Here is a 16,034-nt window from a genome sequence, read left to right on the forward strand (position 1 = left end):
CGCGGTTATGGAGCAACAGCCCGCGCTTTTCCGGCACGGCGTTGAGATCCTTCGACTCTGCGGGCGACTCCGCCACCCGATGCGAATCGCTCCGCACCGACGGGAACCAGGGTGCGGGCTATCACTCCATGACCGCGAGTCCCCCCGCGAGTCGGAACTCCATGGGTCGGATCGGTGAAGCGCGAGCAAAAGCTCCATCCTGTGCTCGCTGCCGGATGACCACCCTTGGGCGGGTGAACACGGCAAGCGCGGGCTATCGCTCCATAACCGCGGGCTATCGCTCCAAGGTGGGCGGGTGGACCTGCTCCAAAGCGCGGGCTGTTGCTCCATACTCCCGCGCGCCAGCCGCGGCCTATGGCTCCAACGGCCGGGATTCCAGAAGCGCGGGCTATCGCTCCAAGGGCGCGGGTTTCCACTCCAGGATTCCGATTCGGCGATGAAGCGCGGGCTATCGCTCCATGACGGCGGGCAATGGCTCCAGGAGCGCGGGCCAGGGCTTCAACGGTGCGGGTTACCGCTCCATGCCCGGCTATGGAGTGATTGCCCGCGGTTTGAAGAACCGTGCGCCGCTGGGAATCCTGATCCGCAAAGCCACCGGTCCGCCTTCCGTGCGGAGCCGGTCCCGACAGCCTTGCGGAGACCGCACCATGACACCCCGCGACGACACACCCATGGACGCCCCACCGGATGACGCCCCACGAGATTCCGGCCCGCCCGCCGACACCGGGCGGTGGGGCCGGATTCCCGCCTGGTGGCTCGGCCACCCCGCCATCGACGCCGACGGTCTGGCCGTGCTGGCGGCGCTGGCGACCTACGCCAACGCCCGCGGCGAGTGCTGGCCGTCCCAGGCGACTCTCGCCACGGCGCTGAAGCGCAGCCGCAGCACGGTGAACCGCATCCTCGGTCATCTCGCCGAATCCGGAGTGATCGGGATGGAGTCCCGCCGCTCCGCCTCGGGCGGGCGCCTGTCCTGCCTGTACCGGCTGCGGATGGTCCCCGGCGACGGAGCGATTCCGGCGTCCGGTGCAGCGGGCGACCGAACCGGAATGCCCTCTGTGCAGCCACAGGCCAAGCATGTCGCTCCCACCGACTCCCCTTGTGCGCCGGTGCGACAGAAACAGCCGGAATCCGAACAGACTCCGGACTCGCACGCTTCGCGCGGGCTTGCGCAGGCCGTGCCGGACGGTTGGACGCCGGATGCCGAGGACCGCGCCTGGGCCGAACACCGCTTCGCCGGGGTCGATCTGGACCGCCACGCCGAAGGCTTCCGGCTGCGCTGCCAAGCCCACGGCTACCGCTATCGCGATGCCGGGGCCGCCTGGAAAGCCTGGCTGGCGCAGGACGCCGCCGCCGGCAAGGTGCCGATGATCCGATCGCCAAGCCGCTCCGCCAGCGCAAGGCCGGCGACCACCACGGCCGTTCCCGAACAGAAGCTTGGCGCCTGGATGGCCGCCGCGGCGAAGCTCAACGCCGCCCATGGCGTCGGCACAGCCCCACAAGCCACCCAGCAAACCTGGAGGTGAACAAACGCCATGACCGTACAGCGGCGATCCGCCCCGCCCAGGGTTTCGAATCCATCGGTGGTGACGCACTTGCCGTCCCGTCCACCGCTTCCCTTCGACCCCACCGCCCCCGCCCATGAACGCCGTTTGGCGCTGGCTTCGGCCTTGCCGGTGCCGCTCAGGGACATCCTCGCCGCTGGTCAGGTGGAACGCAGACCACGCTTCGGCGACCGCGGTTTCGACGGGGTGACGGAGGACTGGAGCGCCCCCGACGGGGTGACCGGTCAGCAGGCCCAGATGGCGCGGCGCGCGCTCGACGAGCTGACCGGTTCCATCCTGGCCCCGGCCTCGCCCGACCACCTGCTGGCCCGCGTCCTGGCCCTGCTCAGCCATTATCCGGCCAAGGGAACGGCGCCGGAGGTGGAGCATCTGGTCGCGCTCGACTGGGCGGAGGATCTGGGGGAATTCCCGGCCTGGGCGGTTGACGCGGCGGCGCGGACCTGGCGCCGCACGCAGAAATGGCGCCCGTCCATCGCGGAGATGCGGGCGCTGTGCGAGGAGGCCTGCGCACCGGAATGGACGCTGGCGCGACGCCTGTCGTCCATCGCGGCGGCGGGAAGCGCGTCCGGAAACGGGGTGGGCGAGGAGGGGACGGGCCATGGCCGCGCCGGCCGGCTGCGCGCGCTGGCCGGGGGAGCGGTCCGGCGGATGGGATGAACTGACCGCCCGGCTGCGCCGCTTACGGCGTCCGCTCCTCGCGGATCGCCCGCTCGAAGGCGGCCAGCATCTCCACCCCCTCGGCACCGAACCGCCGCTCGATGGCCTGCCTCACCGCGGGCTGGGTGACCTTGCGGAACGCCTCCGCCTCGCGCGGGGTCAGCGTGTGGACCTCCATGCGCTGGGCCAGCGGTGGCAGGCCACGGTCCGAGGATTCGATCAGGCGGCTGAGCCCGCGGCTGGCGACAACGCCCAGCCGGGCGCCATTCATCACGGCCGCGCGGTCGCCGGGGGCGAGGTCGTCCAGGAATTTGGCGTTCATCACCCAGACATAGGGGAGGAACAGGTGGTTGCTCAGCGTCAGGTGGCGCTGGACCTCGTCGAAGCGGGCGAAGCGGACGATCGGCACCGGATTCATCTGGCCGTCCACCGCGCCGGTGCCCAGCGCGTTGTAAAGGTCCGACCAGGCGACGTTGACCGGCGTGCCGCCCAGGCTGCCGATCATGGTGCGGTGGGTCTCCAGATCCATGGTGCGGATCTTCAGCCCCTTCATGTCCTCGGGCTGGCGGATCGGGCGCTTGGAGTTGGTGATGGTGAACAACCCGCCCGGATCGCCGAAGCCCAGCACGGCGAGACCCGCCTTGCGCCGGATCTCCTCGGCCAGCCGGTGGCCGAAGGGGCCGTCGAAGACGTCGTAGGCGTTGGCGACAGAGGAATAGGCGAAGGGCAGGTCGATGACCGCCAGCATCGGGTAGAGCGGCGCGACCCCGCCGACCGAGGAGATGGTCGACTGGATGGTCCCCTGGCGAACCAGCTTCACCGCGTCGCCGTCGCGGCCCATCTGGCCTTCGGGAAAGATCTCCACCCGCACGCGCCTCTCGGTCGCCACCTCGACATGGTTCTTGAAGACGATCGCCATCGCCCCGGCGGTGTTGTCGAAGGCGTCGTTGCGGTTGGGGTGGGCCAGCTTGATGACCGTTTCGGCGGACACCCCGGCGGCGGCGAGCGCCAGCGCCAGTACCGTGCAGGCGGCCAACAGCCGCGCCGTCCATCTGCTTTTCATCGCGTCCTCTTCCGGCTACTTGGATTTGAAATGCTCGGCGGGGTCCCAGCCGTCGCCGGGTGGATCGGCGATCAGCCGCTCGCAGCGCGCGACGTAGAGCCGGGCCAGCGCCGCCACCTCCGGCTCGTCGGCCAGCGGCCGCAGCAGGTCCAGCGCGGCCGACCAGCGCCGGCCGCGGTAGAGCGAGACGGCGACGTGCCACTGGCGGCACAGGTCGTGGGTCTCCGGCGGACGGGCGAAGGCCGAATGCGGGTCGAGCGCGCCGACCAGCTCGAACAGCTCGATCGGCGCCGACAGGCCCGAGGGAACGGCGAGATCGACGGGCCGGAACAGGAAGCGCCCGCGCACCGCCTGCTCCACCGCCCCGGTGACCAGGATGCTGGTGCCGTAGACCTTGTTCAGCCCCTCGATGCGCGAGGCGAGGTTCACGTGGGAGCCGAGCGCCGTGTACTGCATGCGGTCGGAGGAACCGACGTTGCCCACCACCACCTCCCCCAGATGCAGGCCGAAGCGGGTCGGCATCGGCGGCATGCCGGCGGCGAGGCAGGCGTCGTTGATGGCGCGGTTGACCGACAGGCAGCCGAGAGCGGCGAGACAGGCGTGCTCCACATGGTCGGGGTCGGGGCGCGGGGCGTTCCAGAAGGCCATGATGGCGTCGCCGATGAACTTGTCCACCGTGCCGCCATGGCCGTGGATGCAGGCGGTCATCCTCTCGAAATAGGTGGTCAGCCGGTCCAGCACCTGCTGCGGCGGCATGGCTTCGCTGGTCGCGGTGAAGCCGGCGATGTCGCTGAACAGGATGCTGAGGGGGCGCGTCTCGCCGCCCAGCTCGCCGCCGTCGCCGGTCACGATGATGTCGCGCACCAGCGCCTTGGGCACATAGGCGCCGAAGCGGCGCAGCCCGCCCTTCATGGCCTCCACGGCGCCGGCCAGCTCCGCCACCTCCTGCACGCGGGTGCGGACGGCGAAGCGGCCGTTCAGGTCGAAATGGCGGATGCGCTTGGTCTCCGACACGATGTCCTGCATCGGGCGGGTCAGCCGGTGCGACAGCCACAGCAGCAGCAGGACCGACACCGCCAGCAGTCCGGTGCCGATCACGACGATGCGGTAGGTGGCGCGGCGGATGGAGCCGACGAACTCGTCCACCTCCACCGCCACGCCGACGGTCCAGCCGCTGCCGATCCCGTCGGCCAGGGTCGCGAACTCGATGATGTAGTCGCGGCCCATCGGCCCCAGCGGGGCGATGAAGCGGTCGCCGGCCCCGCCGCTGCGGCGCTCCACCGCCTCGGCCAGCACCGGGTCGGGGAAGGACGCAGTGGTGTGGAGCGCCGCCGTCGCGCCGTCGCCGCCGACCAGCAGGTCGGCCCGGTTGTGGCAGATCACCCGGCCCCGGCCGTCGATCACGAACACCGCTCCGGACGGCCCGATGCGCAGGGCGTCCAGCCGGGCCGCCAGCCTGTCCAGAGAGACGTCGGCCCCGATGGTGCCGATGGGCACCCCGTCGTCGGTGGCCATCCGGTAGGAGACGGTGACCACCGGGCGCCGGGTCGCCGGCAGGACGAAGGCGTCGGACATCACCGCCGCCCCGACCTTCTGCGCCGCCACGTACCAGGGGGCGGTGCGCGGGTCCTCCGTCGCCTCCGCCCGCTCCACGCCGGTGACCTGTCCCCAGGAGCGCAGGTAGAAATAGGAGTCGGCGAACCGGCCCGAGCTGGAATCCTGCATGCGCAGGGCGAGCGCGCTGCCCGGCGGCGGGGTGGCGGGGCCGAAACGCCCCCCGTCGGGGGCCAACCGGGCCATCTGGAAGAAGGCCCCGTCGCCGGCGAAGCCGACATAGAGCGAAGCGAGCTGCGGCAGGGTGGCCAGGGCGTCGGAAAAGTAGCGCAGCGATTCGATGCGGCGCAGCCCGTTCCGGTCGATCCGCCCGAATCCCGCCATCGCCTCGGCGACGCGGGCCACCGGGCTGACCAGACCGTTCAGGTCGTTGATGACCGTCTGGGTGGTGCGCGCGATGGACTGGGACGCGACCTCCAGCGCGCTGCGGGAATTTTCATGATAGAGGTAGCTGAGCATCACCGCGATCAGCGGCACCGTCGTCAGCAGGAAGACCAGCGCGATTCCCACGCGCAGGCGTATCCGGTACGGCGTTTGGGACATCGGGCGGTCTCCGGGGGGCCAATATTGCGGTGACAAGAGGGCCTCAGCCGCCGGCCGGGGCGGACAGGTCGCGGACGAAGAGGAGGCGGTCGTGCCCGTCGTGCTTGGGTTTGCGCGCGAAGACGCGCATCCCGACCGACAGCATCCCGCGCACGCTGGCCGTGTTCTCGGGCCGGACAGTGGCGAACCAATAGCGGTGCCGGTCCGGCGGCAGGACACCTTGGGCCGCGGTTTCGATCAGGCGCCGGTGCAGGCCCTGCCCACGCCGGTCCGGGTGCACCAGGATGCCGGTGAAGTGCAGCGCCCGGTCGAGGTCCCCGTCCGCAAGGCCGTAGTCGTGGCCCAGATTGTGGTCGGCGCGGCCGGGAAACTGCACGGCGAGGAAGGCGGCGAGCGCACCGCCGGTCAGCGCGCCGAGCACCACGCCATGCCCTTCCGCCGGCCCGGCCAGCATGTCCGACAGCTCGACCGCGTCGAGCGGGTGCATCAGCGGGCCGCAGGCCTCCCGCTGCAACTCCAGGACGGCGCCCAGCGCGTCCGGGGTCAGCAGGGCGAAGCGCAGGCCGGTCATCGCCCGCCCTCCGTCCGCGGATGCGGCGTGCGCGACGGGACGGTCCGCCGCCATGTCAGCAGGGCGAAGAGCAGCAGGCTACCGGCCAGCAGCGCGCCGATCATTCCGACCCCCTTGGGGCCGGCGCCCAGCGGGACGGCGGCGGCCAGAGTACCGAACAGCAGCGGTCCGGCGGCCTGTCCCAACTTTCGGGTGTTGACGTGCAGGGCCAGCACGGAATCGCGCCGCCGGGCCTCGCGCGCCGCCAGAAGCTCGACATGGCGGATCTGGGCGGACAGGCCGAAGCTCTCCGCGAGGCCGATCGCGAACACCGTCGCGAAGGCCGTCCACAGCGACGCCTGGAGGCCGAACAGCGCCAGCGCCCCGGCGATCATCGCCGTGGACAGCAGCGTCACCCCCGGAATCGGCAGGCGCCGCGCCGCCATCCGGGTCAGCAGCGGCCCGGCCAGCACGACGCACAGGCCGTGCAGCAGATAGGCGCGGCCCACCGTCGCCGACGACAGGCCAAGATCGGCGATGAACAGCGGCAGATAGAAGGGCAGGAACATCGCCGCCACCGCGGTGGGCAGGGAAATCAGCGCCAGGAACAGCGGCACCTTGACGCGCCGCCGCCGCGGGTGGACCGTCGCGCCGCCGGGCGCTGGAACCGCCGCCGGCGCGCAATGCGCTTCCGGCGGGACGGCTCCGGGCAGGCGGGGGATGCCGAAAACGGTGTAGAACAACCCGGCGACCGGGATCAGGGTGCCCGCGGCGAACACCGTCACCGGCCCGTAGGTGGTGGAGAGCAGGGCGCCCGACACAGCTCCGCAGTTCACCCCGGCGTACATGCCGGCGAACAGGCCGGGTTGCAGAGCGGAGCTGTCGGACACCCCGCGCAGCCGCCCGATCAGGGCGTTCGCGGCGATCAGCCCGGCCATGCCGCCCGCCCCGCTCAGCCCGCGGGCGAGGACGAACAGCAGCGGGCCGGCGGCCAGCGCCGCCACGGCGGCCAGCGCCATTCCCGCCGCCGCCATCACGAAGCCGGTCAGCGAGACCGCCCGCCAGCCGAATCGCCCGGTCAGCCGCCCGGCGGCCAGCGCCGCGGCGACCCCGCAAAGCATCTCCGCCGTCAGCGGTGCCGCGGCGACCTGGGACGGTGACAGAAAGGGAAAGGGCTCCCCGCCGAAGCTGGTCATCAGCAGCGGGACGAAGGACACCGGCAAAAAGGCGCCGAAATACATCAGAAAGGCCGAGAAGCGGGTGGGACCGGCGAAATCGCCGGTCCCACCCGCTACGGCGCGCCCTTCTCCCGAACGATGGGCCATCCGCGTGCGCCCGCCCAGCACTCGGTCCATCTCGAACATGAACAGCAGGGAGGCGACGAGGATGGTCGCCATGTCCAGACCGAATTCGGTCAGCTGCGCGGCCACCCGGTCGCCGTCCACCACGGCGACCAGCTCGCGTGCCTCGCCGCGGCGATCCTGGGCGAGCGGCCAGCGCAGCGTCACGTCCGGCATGTCGGACAGGAAGGGGACGCCGCCAACCGCATGACGGGCGTCATGGGCCGGCGGGGTTGCGCCGGGCACGGCCAGCTCGATGGATTGCAGGGTGGGCATGCCGGCGCGGATGCGCTCGAAATATCCGTCCACCCCGATCAGGGATTCATAGTCCAGCCCACGGCGGACCACTGATTCGACGTCATTGCGGATCATCCGGGCGACGATCTGGGTCGCCTGTTCGGCGGCCTCCAGATGGGCGGTGGAGATCAGCGTGTAGCATTCCGCCCCCGCCACGGCCTGGGCGGCCAGCATCGCGCCGAGCGCCAGCAGCCGGCGCAGGCGTTCCAGCCGGACCCGGCGGCCTTCCGACGCGCGGCGCAGCCCGAAGGCCATCGTCACACCGGTCAGGCCGAGGAAGCCGACCGTCCCCAGCCCCGTCCACAGGAGCTGCGGCAGGGTGCGGTCGCGGAACTCCCCGACGCGGTCGTCCACCCTGGCGCTGTCGGACTGGATGATGAGAAAGCCGGCGGGGGCGTCGGGCTTCCGATCCCCCCGCTCCGCTTCGCCGGGAGTGCGGATCGGCAGATAGAGGGCGTAGGTGCCGCGGTCGGCGTCGTGCCGGAACCAGTGGGGGCGTCGCTCCAACTCCGCGCGGGCGCGGCGCAGGGTGGCCTCGGCCATCGGCTCCACGGACCGCCCCCTGGCGGTGGCGACGATGCGTCCGTCCGCCACCGCCACCCCGATGCCCCGCGCCCAGGGCAGATTGGCGGCGAGCTGGTCGAGGATCGCCTCCAGCCCGTAGAAGTCGTCGAGCGGCTTGCCGTAGCCCAGCGCGTCCTGAATGTTCTCCACGGTCTTGCCGCCGACCACCGCGAAGGCGGCCATCAGCGTGCCCGCGTAATTCTGGCGGAAGGAGCCGAGATTGATGCTCAGGCTGAAGGCCAGCGTCACCCCCACCAGAAGCACGGACACCAGAAAGGCGCGGAGGGGGCCGGAGCGGCCGGACGGGGCGCCGGGTGAGGCCATGGCTAGAGCACTCCGTGCAGTGAATCCGCCGCCAGCAGCGCCGGGAAGGGGATGCGGTAGCCGATGGCCGCCGCGGTCGCCGCGTTCCAGGCGATGGAGGGCGTGTCGAAATAGACCTGCGGCAGGTGGCGCAGCGGCTCGCCGGCCATGACGCGGGCGAGGGTGGCGGCGCCGAAATGGCCGATGCCCGCCATGTCGGCGCGGGCAATGCTCATCAGCGCGCCGCGCTCCACCTCCTCGGGGCCGAGCTGCGAGAAGGTCGGGATGCGCCGTTTCAGGAAGGGCCGGACCAGCGAGGAGAAGCGGTCCAGCGGCCAGCGCCCGTAGGTGATGTAGACGGCATCCGCCTCGCGCGACAGCGCCTCCCAGGCGGTGGTCAGCTCGACCTCGTAGCGGTACTGGTTGAGATGGTCGATCGGCGCGCGGACATGCCGGCGCACCAGCGCGAAGCCGAGCCGCTCGGCCGTCGCCTCGATGTCGGGCAGCGAGGCGATGGCCCGGCCCGTCGGGCTGTCGTCGTGGGCGATGCCCAGCCGCCGGAACCGGAAGGTCTTGTGGAAGATGGACAGCTGGCGCTGGAACCGCCGCGGGTCGAGATGCGCCCACACATGATCGCGCCCGGTGTCGGCCTCCGCCGCGACGATCCCGGCGGCGATCGGGTTGGTGCAGGAAAAGGCGAGGACTGGCACCCGGTGCGCGTCGCTTGCCAGGGCGACGCCCGCGACCGTACCCATGACGATCATCAGGTCGATGTCGCCGTGGTCCTGCAGGCGCCTCACCAGCGTGGCGGCGCCGTCGGGGGTCAGGTTGGTGGCGTGGGCGTCGGCGACGAAGTCCAGGACCGGGCTGCCGGCGTGCGCGGCCAGCCAGGACCACAGGGCGGCGGTGTCGGTCTGGCCCGGACGGTAGGGCATCCCCGTCAGCGCGCCGGTCCAGCCCATCCTTTCCAGCTCGCCCAGGATGGCAGCGAGCGTGGCGGCGTAGTTGCCGTAGGGCATCGATTCGGCGTAGCCGACGCGCCAGCGCCGCGGCACGTCCCGGACGGACGGCAGGGGGTGGGGGGCGGCCAGGACCGCGCCCGGCGCGCAAAGGGCGCCGAGGCCGGCGGCGGCCCCGGCCATCCAGCCGCGGCGGGTCATCGTCGTGGCTGGATGGCCGGAAGTGGATCGCACGGCGGATGGGACCCGTGGGCTCATGCCGGTTTGTCCTCCCCCAAGGCTTTGCTGCGGTAGCGGCGGACGACCCGCGCTCCGAGAAGCGGGATCGCGCTGGGGCGCAGACCGGAACGCGCCGCGATGTCCTCCACGGTGATCCGGTGATCGCCCTGCCGCCCGATCAGGACGGCCTCGTCGCCCGGCTGGACACCGGGAATGTCGGTCAGATCGGCCAGCAGGCTGCTCATGAAGGGGCGCCCCAGGACCGGCGCCGGGCGTCCCCGGATCAGCAGGACCCCGCCGGCCAGCCGGTGCAGATGGTGGCCGTCGGAGAAGCCGAAGGGCAGCACCGCCACCGGGGTGCGCCGGGTTGCGGCGCTGGCGGCGGCGTAATCGGCGACGTCGCCCGGTTCCAGCGCCGTCACACGGGTGACGCGGACCTTCACGCTCATCACCGGAGCAAGGGAAGCCGATCCCTCTCCATCCACCATGCGGATGCCGAACAGAGCGGCGCCGCAACGCACCGCGGTGCAGCCGATGCGCGCCGCGGCGTCGGTCAGGAGGGGCCGGTCGAGAGCCGGGCTGCTGAGCGCGTGGATCAGCGGCGGAAGCAGGCCGGCGGACCGTGCCGTGTCGATCGCCTCGCCGAACCGCTCCAGCTCCGCCACCCCGCCGTCCTCATATGGGCCGTAGGCGCCGGACAGGTGGGTGTAGAGTCCCTCCAGCCGCAGAGCCGGCGCGGCAGCGACCGCGGCCAGCACATCGGGCAGGTCCGCCCGCGGCGCGCCGAAGCCGGCGAAGCCGATGTTCACCCGGACATGCACGTCGACCGTCCGGCCGGCGCGGTTGGCGGCGGTGGCGAGCGCCCGCGCCTCCGCCGCGCTGGTGACGGTGGCGCCCAGCCGGTGCAGGGCCGGCAACCGCAGCTGGCTTTGCAGCGGCGGGTCGATGACGAGGATGGGGGCCGTCACGCCGGCCCGCCGCAAGGTGATGCCCTCGCCCATGTCGGCGACCGCCAGCCCGTCGATCCCGAACCGCTGGAGCGCCCGCCCGACCGGCCCGGCGCCGTGGCCGTAGGCGTCCGCCTTCACCACGCCGAAGACGGCCTGACCGGGGGGAAGGCTGCGGCGCAGCCGTTCCAGATTCCGGCCGAGGGCGTGCAGATCGATGTCCGCCCAGGCGGTGGTGCTGCCCCGCCGGCCCGTCCGCGTTCCCGTCATGCAAGGAACTTCGCGCTGATGTCGGTCGAGGATTCCCTGCCGATCTTGTCGAAGTGCTGATCCAGGAACTCGTCGGCCTTATGGCGGCCCGTTTCGAACATGTACATCAGGAAGTCCCAGTCGGCGTTCAGCTTGCTGGTGACGCCCAGCTTCTCCACGACCTCTTCGGCGTCGACGGTGTGGATGTGCATCTTCTTGTGCTTCTCGGGGCTGAGCTCGCCGGAGTCGATCAGCTTGGAGACGAAGTCGACGACGCGCAGCTCGCGCATCATGCTGGAGTTGAAGCTGAGCGTGTTGACGCGGTCCATGATCTCGCGGGCGGTGCGCGGCGGCACCGGCACGCGGACCGGGTTGATCTGGATGATCAGGATGTCGCGGCTGTCGCACTGGTCGATCAGCGGGTACAGCGGCGGGTTTCCGGAATAGCCGCCGTCCCAGTAGAAGGCGTTGCCGACCTGCACCGCCTGGAACAGGAAGGGCAGGCAGGCCGAGGCGAGCACCGCGTCCACCGAGATGTCCTTCGGGCCGAACACCTTCAGCCGTCCGGCGCAGACGTCGGTCGCCGCGATGAAGGTCTTGCAGGCCGGCGCCTTGCGCAGCCGCTTGAAGTCCACCACGTCCGACAGCACGTCGCGCAGCGGGTTCATGTTCATCGGGTTCAGCTCGTACGGCGACATCATGCGCGACAGCGCGTCGAACATCTGCCAGAGCGGGGAGAAGTCCATGTTCCCCTTGCTGAACATCTTGTCGAGCGGGGTCGGCTGGAGCGGCCCCTTCTTCGCCTCGTCGGAGATGCGGCGCCAGAATTCGCGCAGCTTGCTCCGCGCGCCCTCATGGCCGCCGATGGTCAGGCCATAGGCGGTGACGGCGCAGTTCATGGCGCCGGCGCTGGTCCCGACGATGCCGTCGATGGTCAGGCGCCCGTCCTCCAGGATGCGGTCGATCACCCCCCAGGTGAAGGAACCGTGGGCGCCGCCCCCCTGGAGCGCGAGACTGATCGGCTTGGCGCCCTTCCGGTTGGCGGGCTGGACGGCGGGGGCGGGCATGGTCTGGTCGGGCATGGATGGCTCCGGTCGTTGGCGTCCTGATGAGGACGGCGGAATGGCATGGGTCGTGCTCGGGTGTGCGGTGCCGGTCAGAGCGCCGGTTTCATCACCTTGGACGGGGCTTTGGGCGGGCGCGTTCTGGTCAGCACGCCGTGCTTGGTGGCGCGCCGCGCCTGCGGGGTGTCGGGCGGCGGCTTCGCCAGCAGGTCGCGGTGATCGGGAACGGCGCTGCGCAGGTAGCTGCGGATCTGCTGAATCCACTTGCGCGCCAGCTCCTCGGAGATGGACAGCGCCGCCGCGATGTCGGCGTAGGGCTGTTCCTCGATGAAGCGCATGCGGGCGGCTTGGCGCATCCGCTCGTCGCGGATGCCGTCGAGCGACTCCAGAACCTTGACGAGCAGGGCGCGGTCGGCGTTGGTGCGTTCCGGGTCCATGGCGTCGCGTCCGCTGGAGCCGTCGGCGATGGAGGCGATCTCGACGAGGGAGCCGACCAGGACGGGGTGGCGCTGGTGGGCGCGGTGCCGGTCGATGAAATGGTTGATGGCGGTGCGCCGCAACCAGGTGCGCGTGTTGATGATGGAACGCGCGTAGAGGGGCAGGACGTCCGACAAACTGAGGCAGAGCCCGCTCAGGCAGTCGTGGATCTCCTGCCTGTTTCCTTTGCACAACCTTTGATATGTCCAAAACAGGTCGGTGTAATGGCGGCACCAGAAGACCCAGAAGGCGGTCTGGTCTCCGGCCGCAATGCGTTCCAGAAGGCCGAAATCGTCCAGTTCGTGGAGATCCTCCCCGGTGCGGGAGAGGAGCTGCGGCGATCCGGCCATGGACAGGGAGGGCCAGGGGCGTTTCGGTTCCCGCCGCCGATCCAACGCTGTTCCGGTGGGGGTGTCCCCCAAAGGTTGCGCTCTTTGCTGCATATGACGTCCCTTGCGCGTTTTGCTCAAGGGACGCTCGCCAAGTTCTACGTGTGAACGAACTGGATATACTTTTTTTCGAAATACCTATGTATTTCGCGCGAGATTATCTAAAAAAAAGCCTATCCGACCACAACCGCACTATGTCTTGATAATCAAGACATGGCTATGCACACGCAAGCGGATGCGTCGATTCTATGGGTTCGCAGCGAAGGATCGGGATAGGGACAGTAACGCCACGCGGCGCCGGGCCGTTCAAGGCCTTAAGGATAAAAGTGTATTAACCAAAGGGATCGAATGCTCGATCGCCGTCCCGGCATTGTTTCCAGATTTCTATATTTCAGGGTGTCGATGCGGCTGTGCGCGGGGCCATCCGAAGCTTCTGCCGGATGGCAGGAGTGGAGGGGCTCGAACCCCCAACCCCCGGTTTTGGAGACCGGTGCTCTACCAATTGAGCTACACTCCTGTCGCCGCTTTGCAGCGGGAAGCCGCTTTTAGGCGATTTGAGAGCGGCACACCAGCGGAAAATTGCTGCGGTCCGGTTTGAAACGCTCTTTCACGACAGACAGGACGGAGATCGGACCTGGGACGAGCGCCTCGATCGTGACCGAACCGCCGCCGTCCTCCCGTCTCCACAGTATGGGAAGTAAAAATTTGACAAAGAAATTCACATTTTGACACGCTGTGGGTGGTTTTTCTTGTTTCATTTTTGGATTATTGATGCTTTTGAAAATATCAGGTTTCAATTTTTAAAAGAAGACTTCACGACGGACATGATCGGCGTGGGAAGAACGGACATGTGATGGCTCCCGCGTCATGGACCCGCAGAGCCGCGGCGCCATGGCGTCCAACGCCGCAAAATTGCCGAGGCGCGGTGCCTCGGCCTTGCGGAAGGTCATCTCCACCTCCGGTCGGGCGATGGAGCAGAGTCGGTTGCGGGCGCAAGGGGCGACGGTCGTCCTCTGTCCGGCGTCGGTCGAAGCGCGAGGAACAACGCCCTCCGCCATGGCACGCCACTTCGCGTCCGTCCTTCCGGAAATGCCGTCCGGGCAACGTCCCCTTCCTTTATTCAACTTGAGGTGTGTTTGTCCCAGGCCGCACGCCGCGGCCTTTCCCCGTCGAAGCAACCTGACACGAAGCGCGTGTCTGCAAAGAGCCGTGTCCGGCTTCTGCGCCCTGCCATGAACCTTGCCATGAACCTTGCCGTGAAGGATGCCCACCCGGCGCCCTCGCTCAGCGCGGTGCCCCGGTGTGGTTCGCCATTCCAGCGGCGCTTAAGACAGTGGTGTGAATGTTACAAATTCCGACAAACTAGGACTAACACCCACTCCGAAATCGTATGATAGAAATGGCTACCTCAGATGGAGATCCGACGGGATCTTCGTTAATCAAAGGTTAGCAACGACCATCGCGCGAAGGTACCGGTCCAATGAACTCGTCCACCAAAGTCGCCTCTTCCATCTCCATCCCTAACGAAGGTGCGGGTAAGAGAAAAGCGTCGTGGTGGACCTGCTTCGCGGCAAGCGCTATTCTCGCGGGTGCAACTGGCGCCGCGCTCGCGCAACAGCTGCCGGCCCAACTCCCCTCAGGCGCTGAACCGCGTCCGGAGGCGCCGCGTCCGGTGATGCCGCTGCCCTCCGTGCCGGGCGGCGCGGTGACCGTGCCGAAGGCGCCCGCGGCGGAGGCGCCGGCGGGGGCCGAGAATTACCGCCTGACGTTGCGGGACGTCACCATCGAAGGCGCCACCGCCTACAGCCAGGACAGCCTCAGGGCCACCTACCAGGACATGCTGGGCCGCGAGGTGTCGGTGGCGGACCTGTTCAAGATCGCCAACGACATCGAGTTCCGCTACCGCAACGACGGCTTCATCACCAGCCGGGTCATCGTTCCGGCCCAGACGATCGAGGACGGCACCTTCCGCCTCCAGGTGGTCGAGGGCTTCGTGTCCGACATCACCTATCCCGACGACATCGGTCCGGCGCTGGCCGCGGTGAAGCGGCTTGTCGAGCCGCTGCGCGGCGTCAAGCCGATCAACGTCGCCGAGGTCGAGCGCCGCCTTCTCCTGGCGAACGATCTCGCCGGCCTGACCGTGCGCGCCAGCCTGGAGCCGTCGCCGGACACGCTCGGCGCCTCGGTGGTGGTGGTGAAGACGGACCGCAAGGCGGTGGACGCCCTGGTGTCGTTCAGCAACCGCAACACGCCCTATCTCGGCACCGCCCAGACCACCGCGACGGCGGCGCTGAATTCCTTCGGGCCGAACGCCGACACGGTGAACCTCAGCGGGCGCGTGTCCTCGCCGGCGTCGCGGGCCTGGTCGGTCGGCGCCGGCTATCAGGCGCTGGTGACCGGCGACGGGCTGACCTTCTCCGCCACCGGCTCCTATTCCAAGTCGCGACCCGGCCTGACGCTGGACCCGCTGGACGTGGAAAGCTGGGTGGCCGCGGGCGTGGGGACGCTCAGCTACCCGGTGATCCGCTCGCGCCTGGAGAACCTCCGCGCCGTGGGCGAGTTCGAATACCGCGACGTGAACACCGACATTTCCGGCGACCGCTTCAACCGCGACCGGCTGCGCATCCTGCGCGGCGGTTTCAGCTATGACCGGACCGATAATTGGGACGGCATCACCGCGGTGCGCGGCCTCGTCCACCAGGGGCTGGACATCCTTGACGCGACGAAGCTCGGCTCCGCCTACGCCTCGCGCGAGCGCGGGCGCAGCGACTTCACCAAGCTTACCGCCGACATCACCCGCGTGCAGCAGCTGCCGGCCAACTTCAGCATCCTGGCGACGGCCACGATGCAGGCCGCCGGCACGCCGCTGCTGGCCAGCGAGCAGATCGCACTGGGCGGCCCGAGCTACGGCCGCGCCTTCGACGAGGGCGAGATCTCCGGCGACAGCGGCTGGGCCGGGTCGCTGGAACTGCGCTACACGCCGGTGTTGCCGGAGAACGCCTTCGCGCAGGGCGTCCAGATCTACGGCTTCGTCGATGGCGGCGAGGTGTGGAACCGCTCCAGCCTGGAGCAGAACAGCCGGAATTCGCTGGTCTCCGTGGGCGGCGGCGTGCGCGCCGGCCTCGTGGAGCGGCTTTTCGCGACGCTTGAGATCGACAAGCCGCTGACCCGCCGCGTCGCGACCGAGGGCGACAAGGACATGCGGGTCTTCTTCAACATCACTGCGCAATACTGATA

At 69.5% G+C, this 16,034-nt stretch carries 12 protein-coding genes and 1 tRNA gene; 3 read left to right on the top strand and 10 right to left on the bottom strand.

The window, feature by feature from the left end; genetic code table 11:
* Window positions 1–647 precede the first annotated feature (647 nt).
* Together JJL56_RS28740 and JJL56_RS28745 are read left to right on the top strand one after the other, a co-directional pair.
* Window positions 648–1,523, top strand: coding sequence for a helix-turn-helix domain-containing protein (locus tag JJL56_RS28740; protein ID WP_247891312.1), 876 nt, complete (start codon window positions 648–650; stop codon window positions 1,521–1,523).
* A gap of 60 nt (window positions 1,524–1,583) precedes the next feature.
* Window positions 1,584–2,219 carry a hypothetical protein gene (locus JJL56_RS28745; protein ID WP_345772656.1) on the top strand — a complete coding sequence of 212 codons (636 nt, stop codon included), beginning with the start codon at window positions 1,584–1,586 and terminating at the stop codon, window positions 2,217–2,219.
* Window positions 2,220–2,241: 22 nt separating this feature from the next.
* On the opposite strand, the gene JJL56_RS28750 is transcribed toward JJL56_RS28745, so the two are convergent.
* The 10 genes from JJL56_RS28750 to JJL56_RS28795 all read right to left on the bottom strand — a co-directional run bounded on the left by JJL56_RS28750 (window position 2,242) and on the right by JJL56_RS28795 (window position 13,747).
* Entirely contained in the window at window positions 2,242–3,282 is a 1,041-nt protein-coding gene (locus tag JJL56_RS28750; protein WP_200487222.1) for a TRAP transporter substrate-binding protein, read from the bottom strand.
* A gap of 15 nt (window positions 3,283–3,297) precedes the next feature.
* A complete protein-coding gene (locus tag JJL56_RS28755; protein WP_200487224.1) occupies window positions 3,298–5,439 on the bottom strand; it encodes an adenylate/guanylate cyclase domain-containing protein in 2,142 nt (713 codons plus the stop codon).
* A 43-nt stretch (window positions 5,440–5,482) separates the two neighbouring features.
* Entirely contained in the window at window positions 5,483–6,010 is a 528-nt protein-coding gene (locus JJL56_RS28760) for a GNAT family N-acetyltransferase (RefSeq protein ID WP_145624688.1), read from the bottom strand.
* Window positions 6,007–8,514, bottom strand: coding sequence for an MFS transporter (locus tag JJL56_RS28765; RefSeq protein WP_200487225.1), 2,508 nt, complete (start codon window positions 8,512–8,514; stop codon window positions 6,007–6,009). Before JJL56_RS28765 ends, JJL56_RS28760 begins: the two co-directional genes overlap by 4 nt.
* Before the next feature lie 2 nt (window positions 8,515–8,516).
* The gene (locus JJL56_RS28770) at window positions 8,517–9,710 is read right to left on the bottom strand and encodes an ABC transporter substrate binding protein (protein WP_200487227.1); all 1,194 of its coding nucleotides are present in this window, start codon (window positions 9,708–9,710) and stop codon (window positions 8,517–8,519) included.
* Entirely contained in the window at window positions 9,707–10,888 is a 1,182-nt protein-coding gene (gene alr, locus JJL56_RS28775) for an alanine racemase (RefSeq protein ID WP_200487229.1), read from the bottom strand. Before alr ends, JJL56_RS28770 begins: the two co-directional genes overlap by 4 nt.
* A complete protein-coding gene (locus tag JJL56_RS28780; RefSeq protein WP_145624680.1) occupies window positions 10,885–11,949 on the bottom strand; it encodes a patatin-like phospholipase family protein in 1,065 nt (354 codons plus the stop codon). The genes alr and JJL56_RS28780 overlap by 4 nt, the downstream gene beginning before the upstream one ends.
* 74 nt (window positions 11,950–12,023) lie before the next feature.
* The gene (locus JJL56_RS28785) at window positions 12,024–12,758 is read right to left on the bottom strand and encodes an RNA polymerase sigma factor (protein ID WP_200487231.1); all 735 of its coding nucleotides are present in this window, start codon (window positions 12,756–12,758) and stop codon (window positions 12,024–12,026) included.
* A gap of 480 nt (window positions 12,759–13,238) precedes the next feature.
* Window positions 13,239–13,314 (bottom strand) — tRNA-Trp (locus tag JJL56_RS28790).
* A gap of 283 nt (window positions 13,315–13,597) precedes the next feature.
* Entirely contained in the window at window positions 13,598–13,747 is a 150-nt protein-coding gene (locus JJL56_RS28795) for a hypothetical protein (RefSeq protein ID WP_200487232.1), read from the bottom strand.
* Between the two features lie 725 nt (window positions 13,748–14,472).
* Between JJL56_RS28795 and JJL56_RS28800 the strand changes: the two genes are divergently transcribed.
* Window positions 14,473–16,032 carry a ShlB/FhaC/HecB family hemolysin secretion/activation protein gene (locus JJL56_RS28800; RefSeq protein ID WP_247889367.1) on the top strand — a complete coding sequence of 520 codons (1,560 nt, stop codon included), beginning with the start codon at window positions 14,473–14,475 and terminating at the stop codon, window positions 16,030–16,032.
* Window positions 16,033–16,034: the final 2 nt, after the last annotated feature.

Origin of the sequence: Azospirillum aestuarii (assembly GCF_016632405.1) — a bacterium.
In the GTDB taxonomy this organism is placed as follows: Bacteria; Pseudomonadota; Alphaproteobacteria; order Azospirillales; family Azospirillaceae; genus Azospirillum; species Azospirillum aestuarii.

Bases quoted from the DNA above. Each gene is read 5' to 3' on its own strand.
- JJL56_RS28765 (WP_200487225.1), bottom strand. From the start codon at position 8,514: ATGGCCTCACCCGGCGCCCCGTCCGGCCGCTCCGGCCCCCTCCGCGCC.
- JJL56_RS28780 (WP_145624680.1), bottom strand. From the start codon at position 11,949: ATGCCCGACCAGACCATGCCCGCCCCCGCCGTCCAGCCCGCCAACCGG.
- JJL56_RS28740 (WP_247891312.1), top strand. From the start codon at position 648: ATGACACCCCGCGACGACACACCCATGGACGCCCCACCGGATGACGCC.
- JJL56_RS28795 (WP_200487232.1), bottom strand. From the start codon at position 13,747: ATGACCTTCCGCAAGGCCGAGGCACCGCGCCTCGGCAATTTTGCGGCG.
- JJL56_RS28755 (WP_200487224.1), bottom strand. From the start codon at position 5,439: ATGTCCCAAACGCCGTACCGGATACGCCTGCGCGTGGGAATCGCGCTG.
- JJL56_RS28800 (WP_247889367.1), top strand. From the start codon at position 14,473: ATGCCGCTGCCCTCCGTGCCGGGCGGCGCGGTGACCGTGCCGAAGGCG.
- JJL56_RS28770 (WP_200487227.1), bottom strand. From the start codon at position 9,710: ATGAGCCCACGGGTCCCATCCGCCGTGCGATCCACTTCCGGCCATCCA.
- JJL56_RS28785 (WP_200487231.1), bottom strand. From the start codon at position 12,758: ATGGCCGGATCGCCGCAGCTCCTCTCCCGCACCGGGGAGGATCTCCAC.
- JJL56_RS28750 (WP_200487222.1), bottom strand. From the start codon at position 3,282: ATGAAAAGCAGATGGACGGCGCGGCTGTTGGCCGCCTGCACGGTACTG.
- alr (WP_200487229.1), bottom strand. From the start codon at position 10,888: ATGACGGGAACGCGGACGGGCCGGCGGGGCAGCACCACCGCCTGGGCG.
- JJL56_RS28760 (WP_145624688.1), bottom strand. From the start codon at position 6,010: ATGACCGGCCTGCGCTTCGCCCTGCTGACCCCGGACGCGCTGGGCGCC.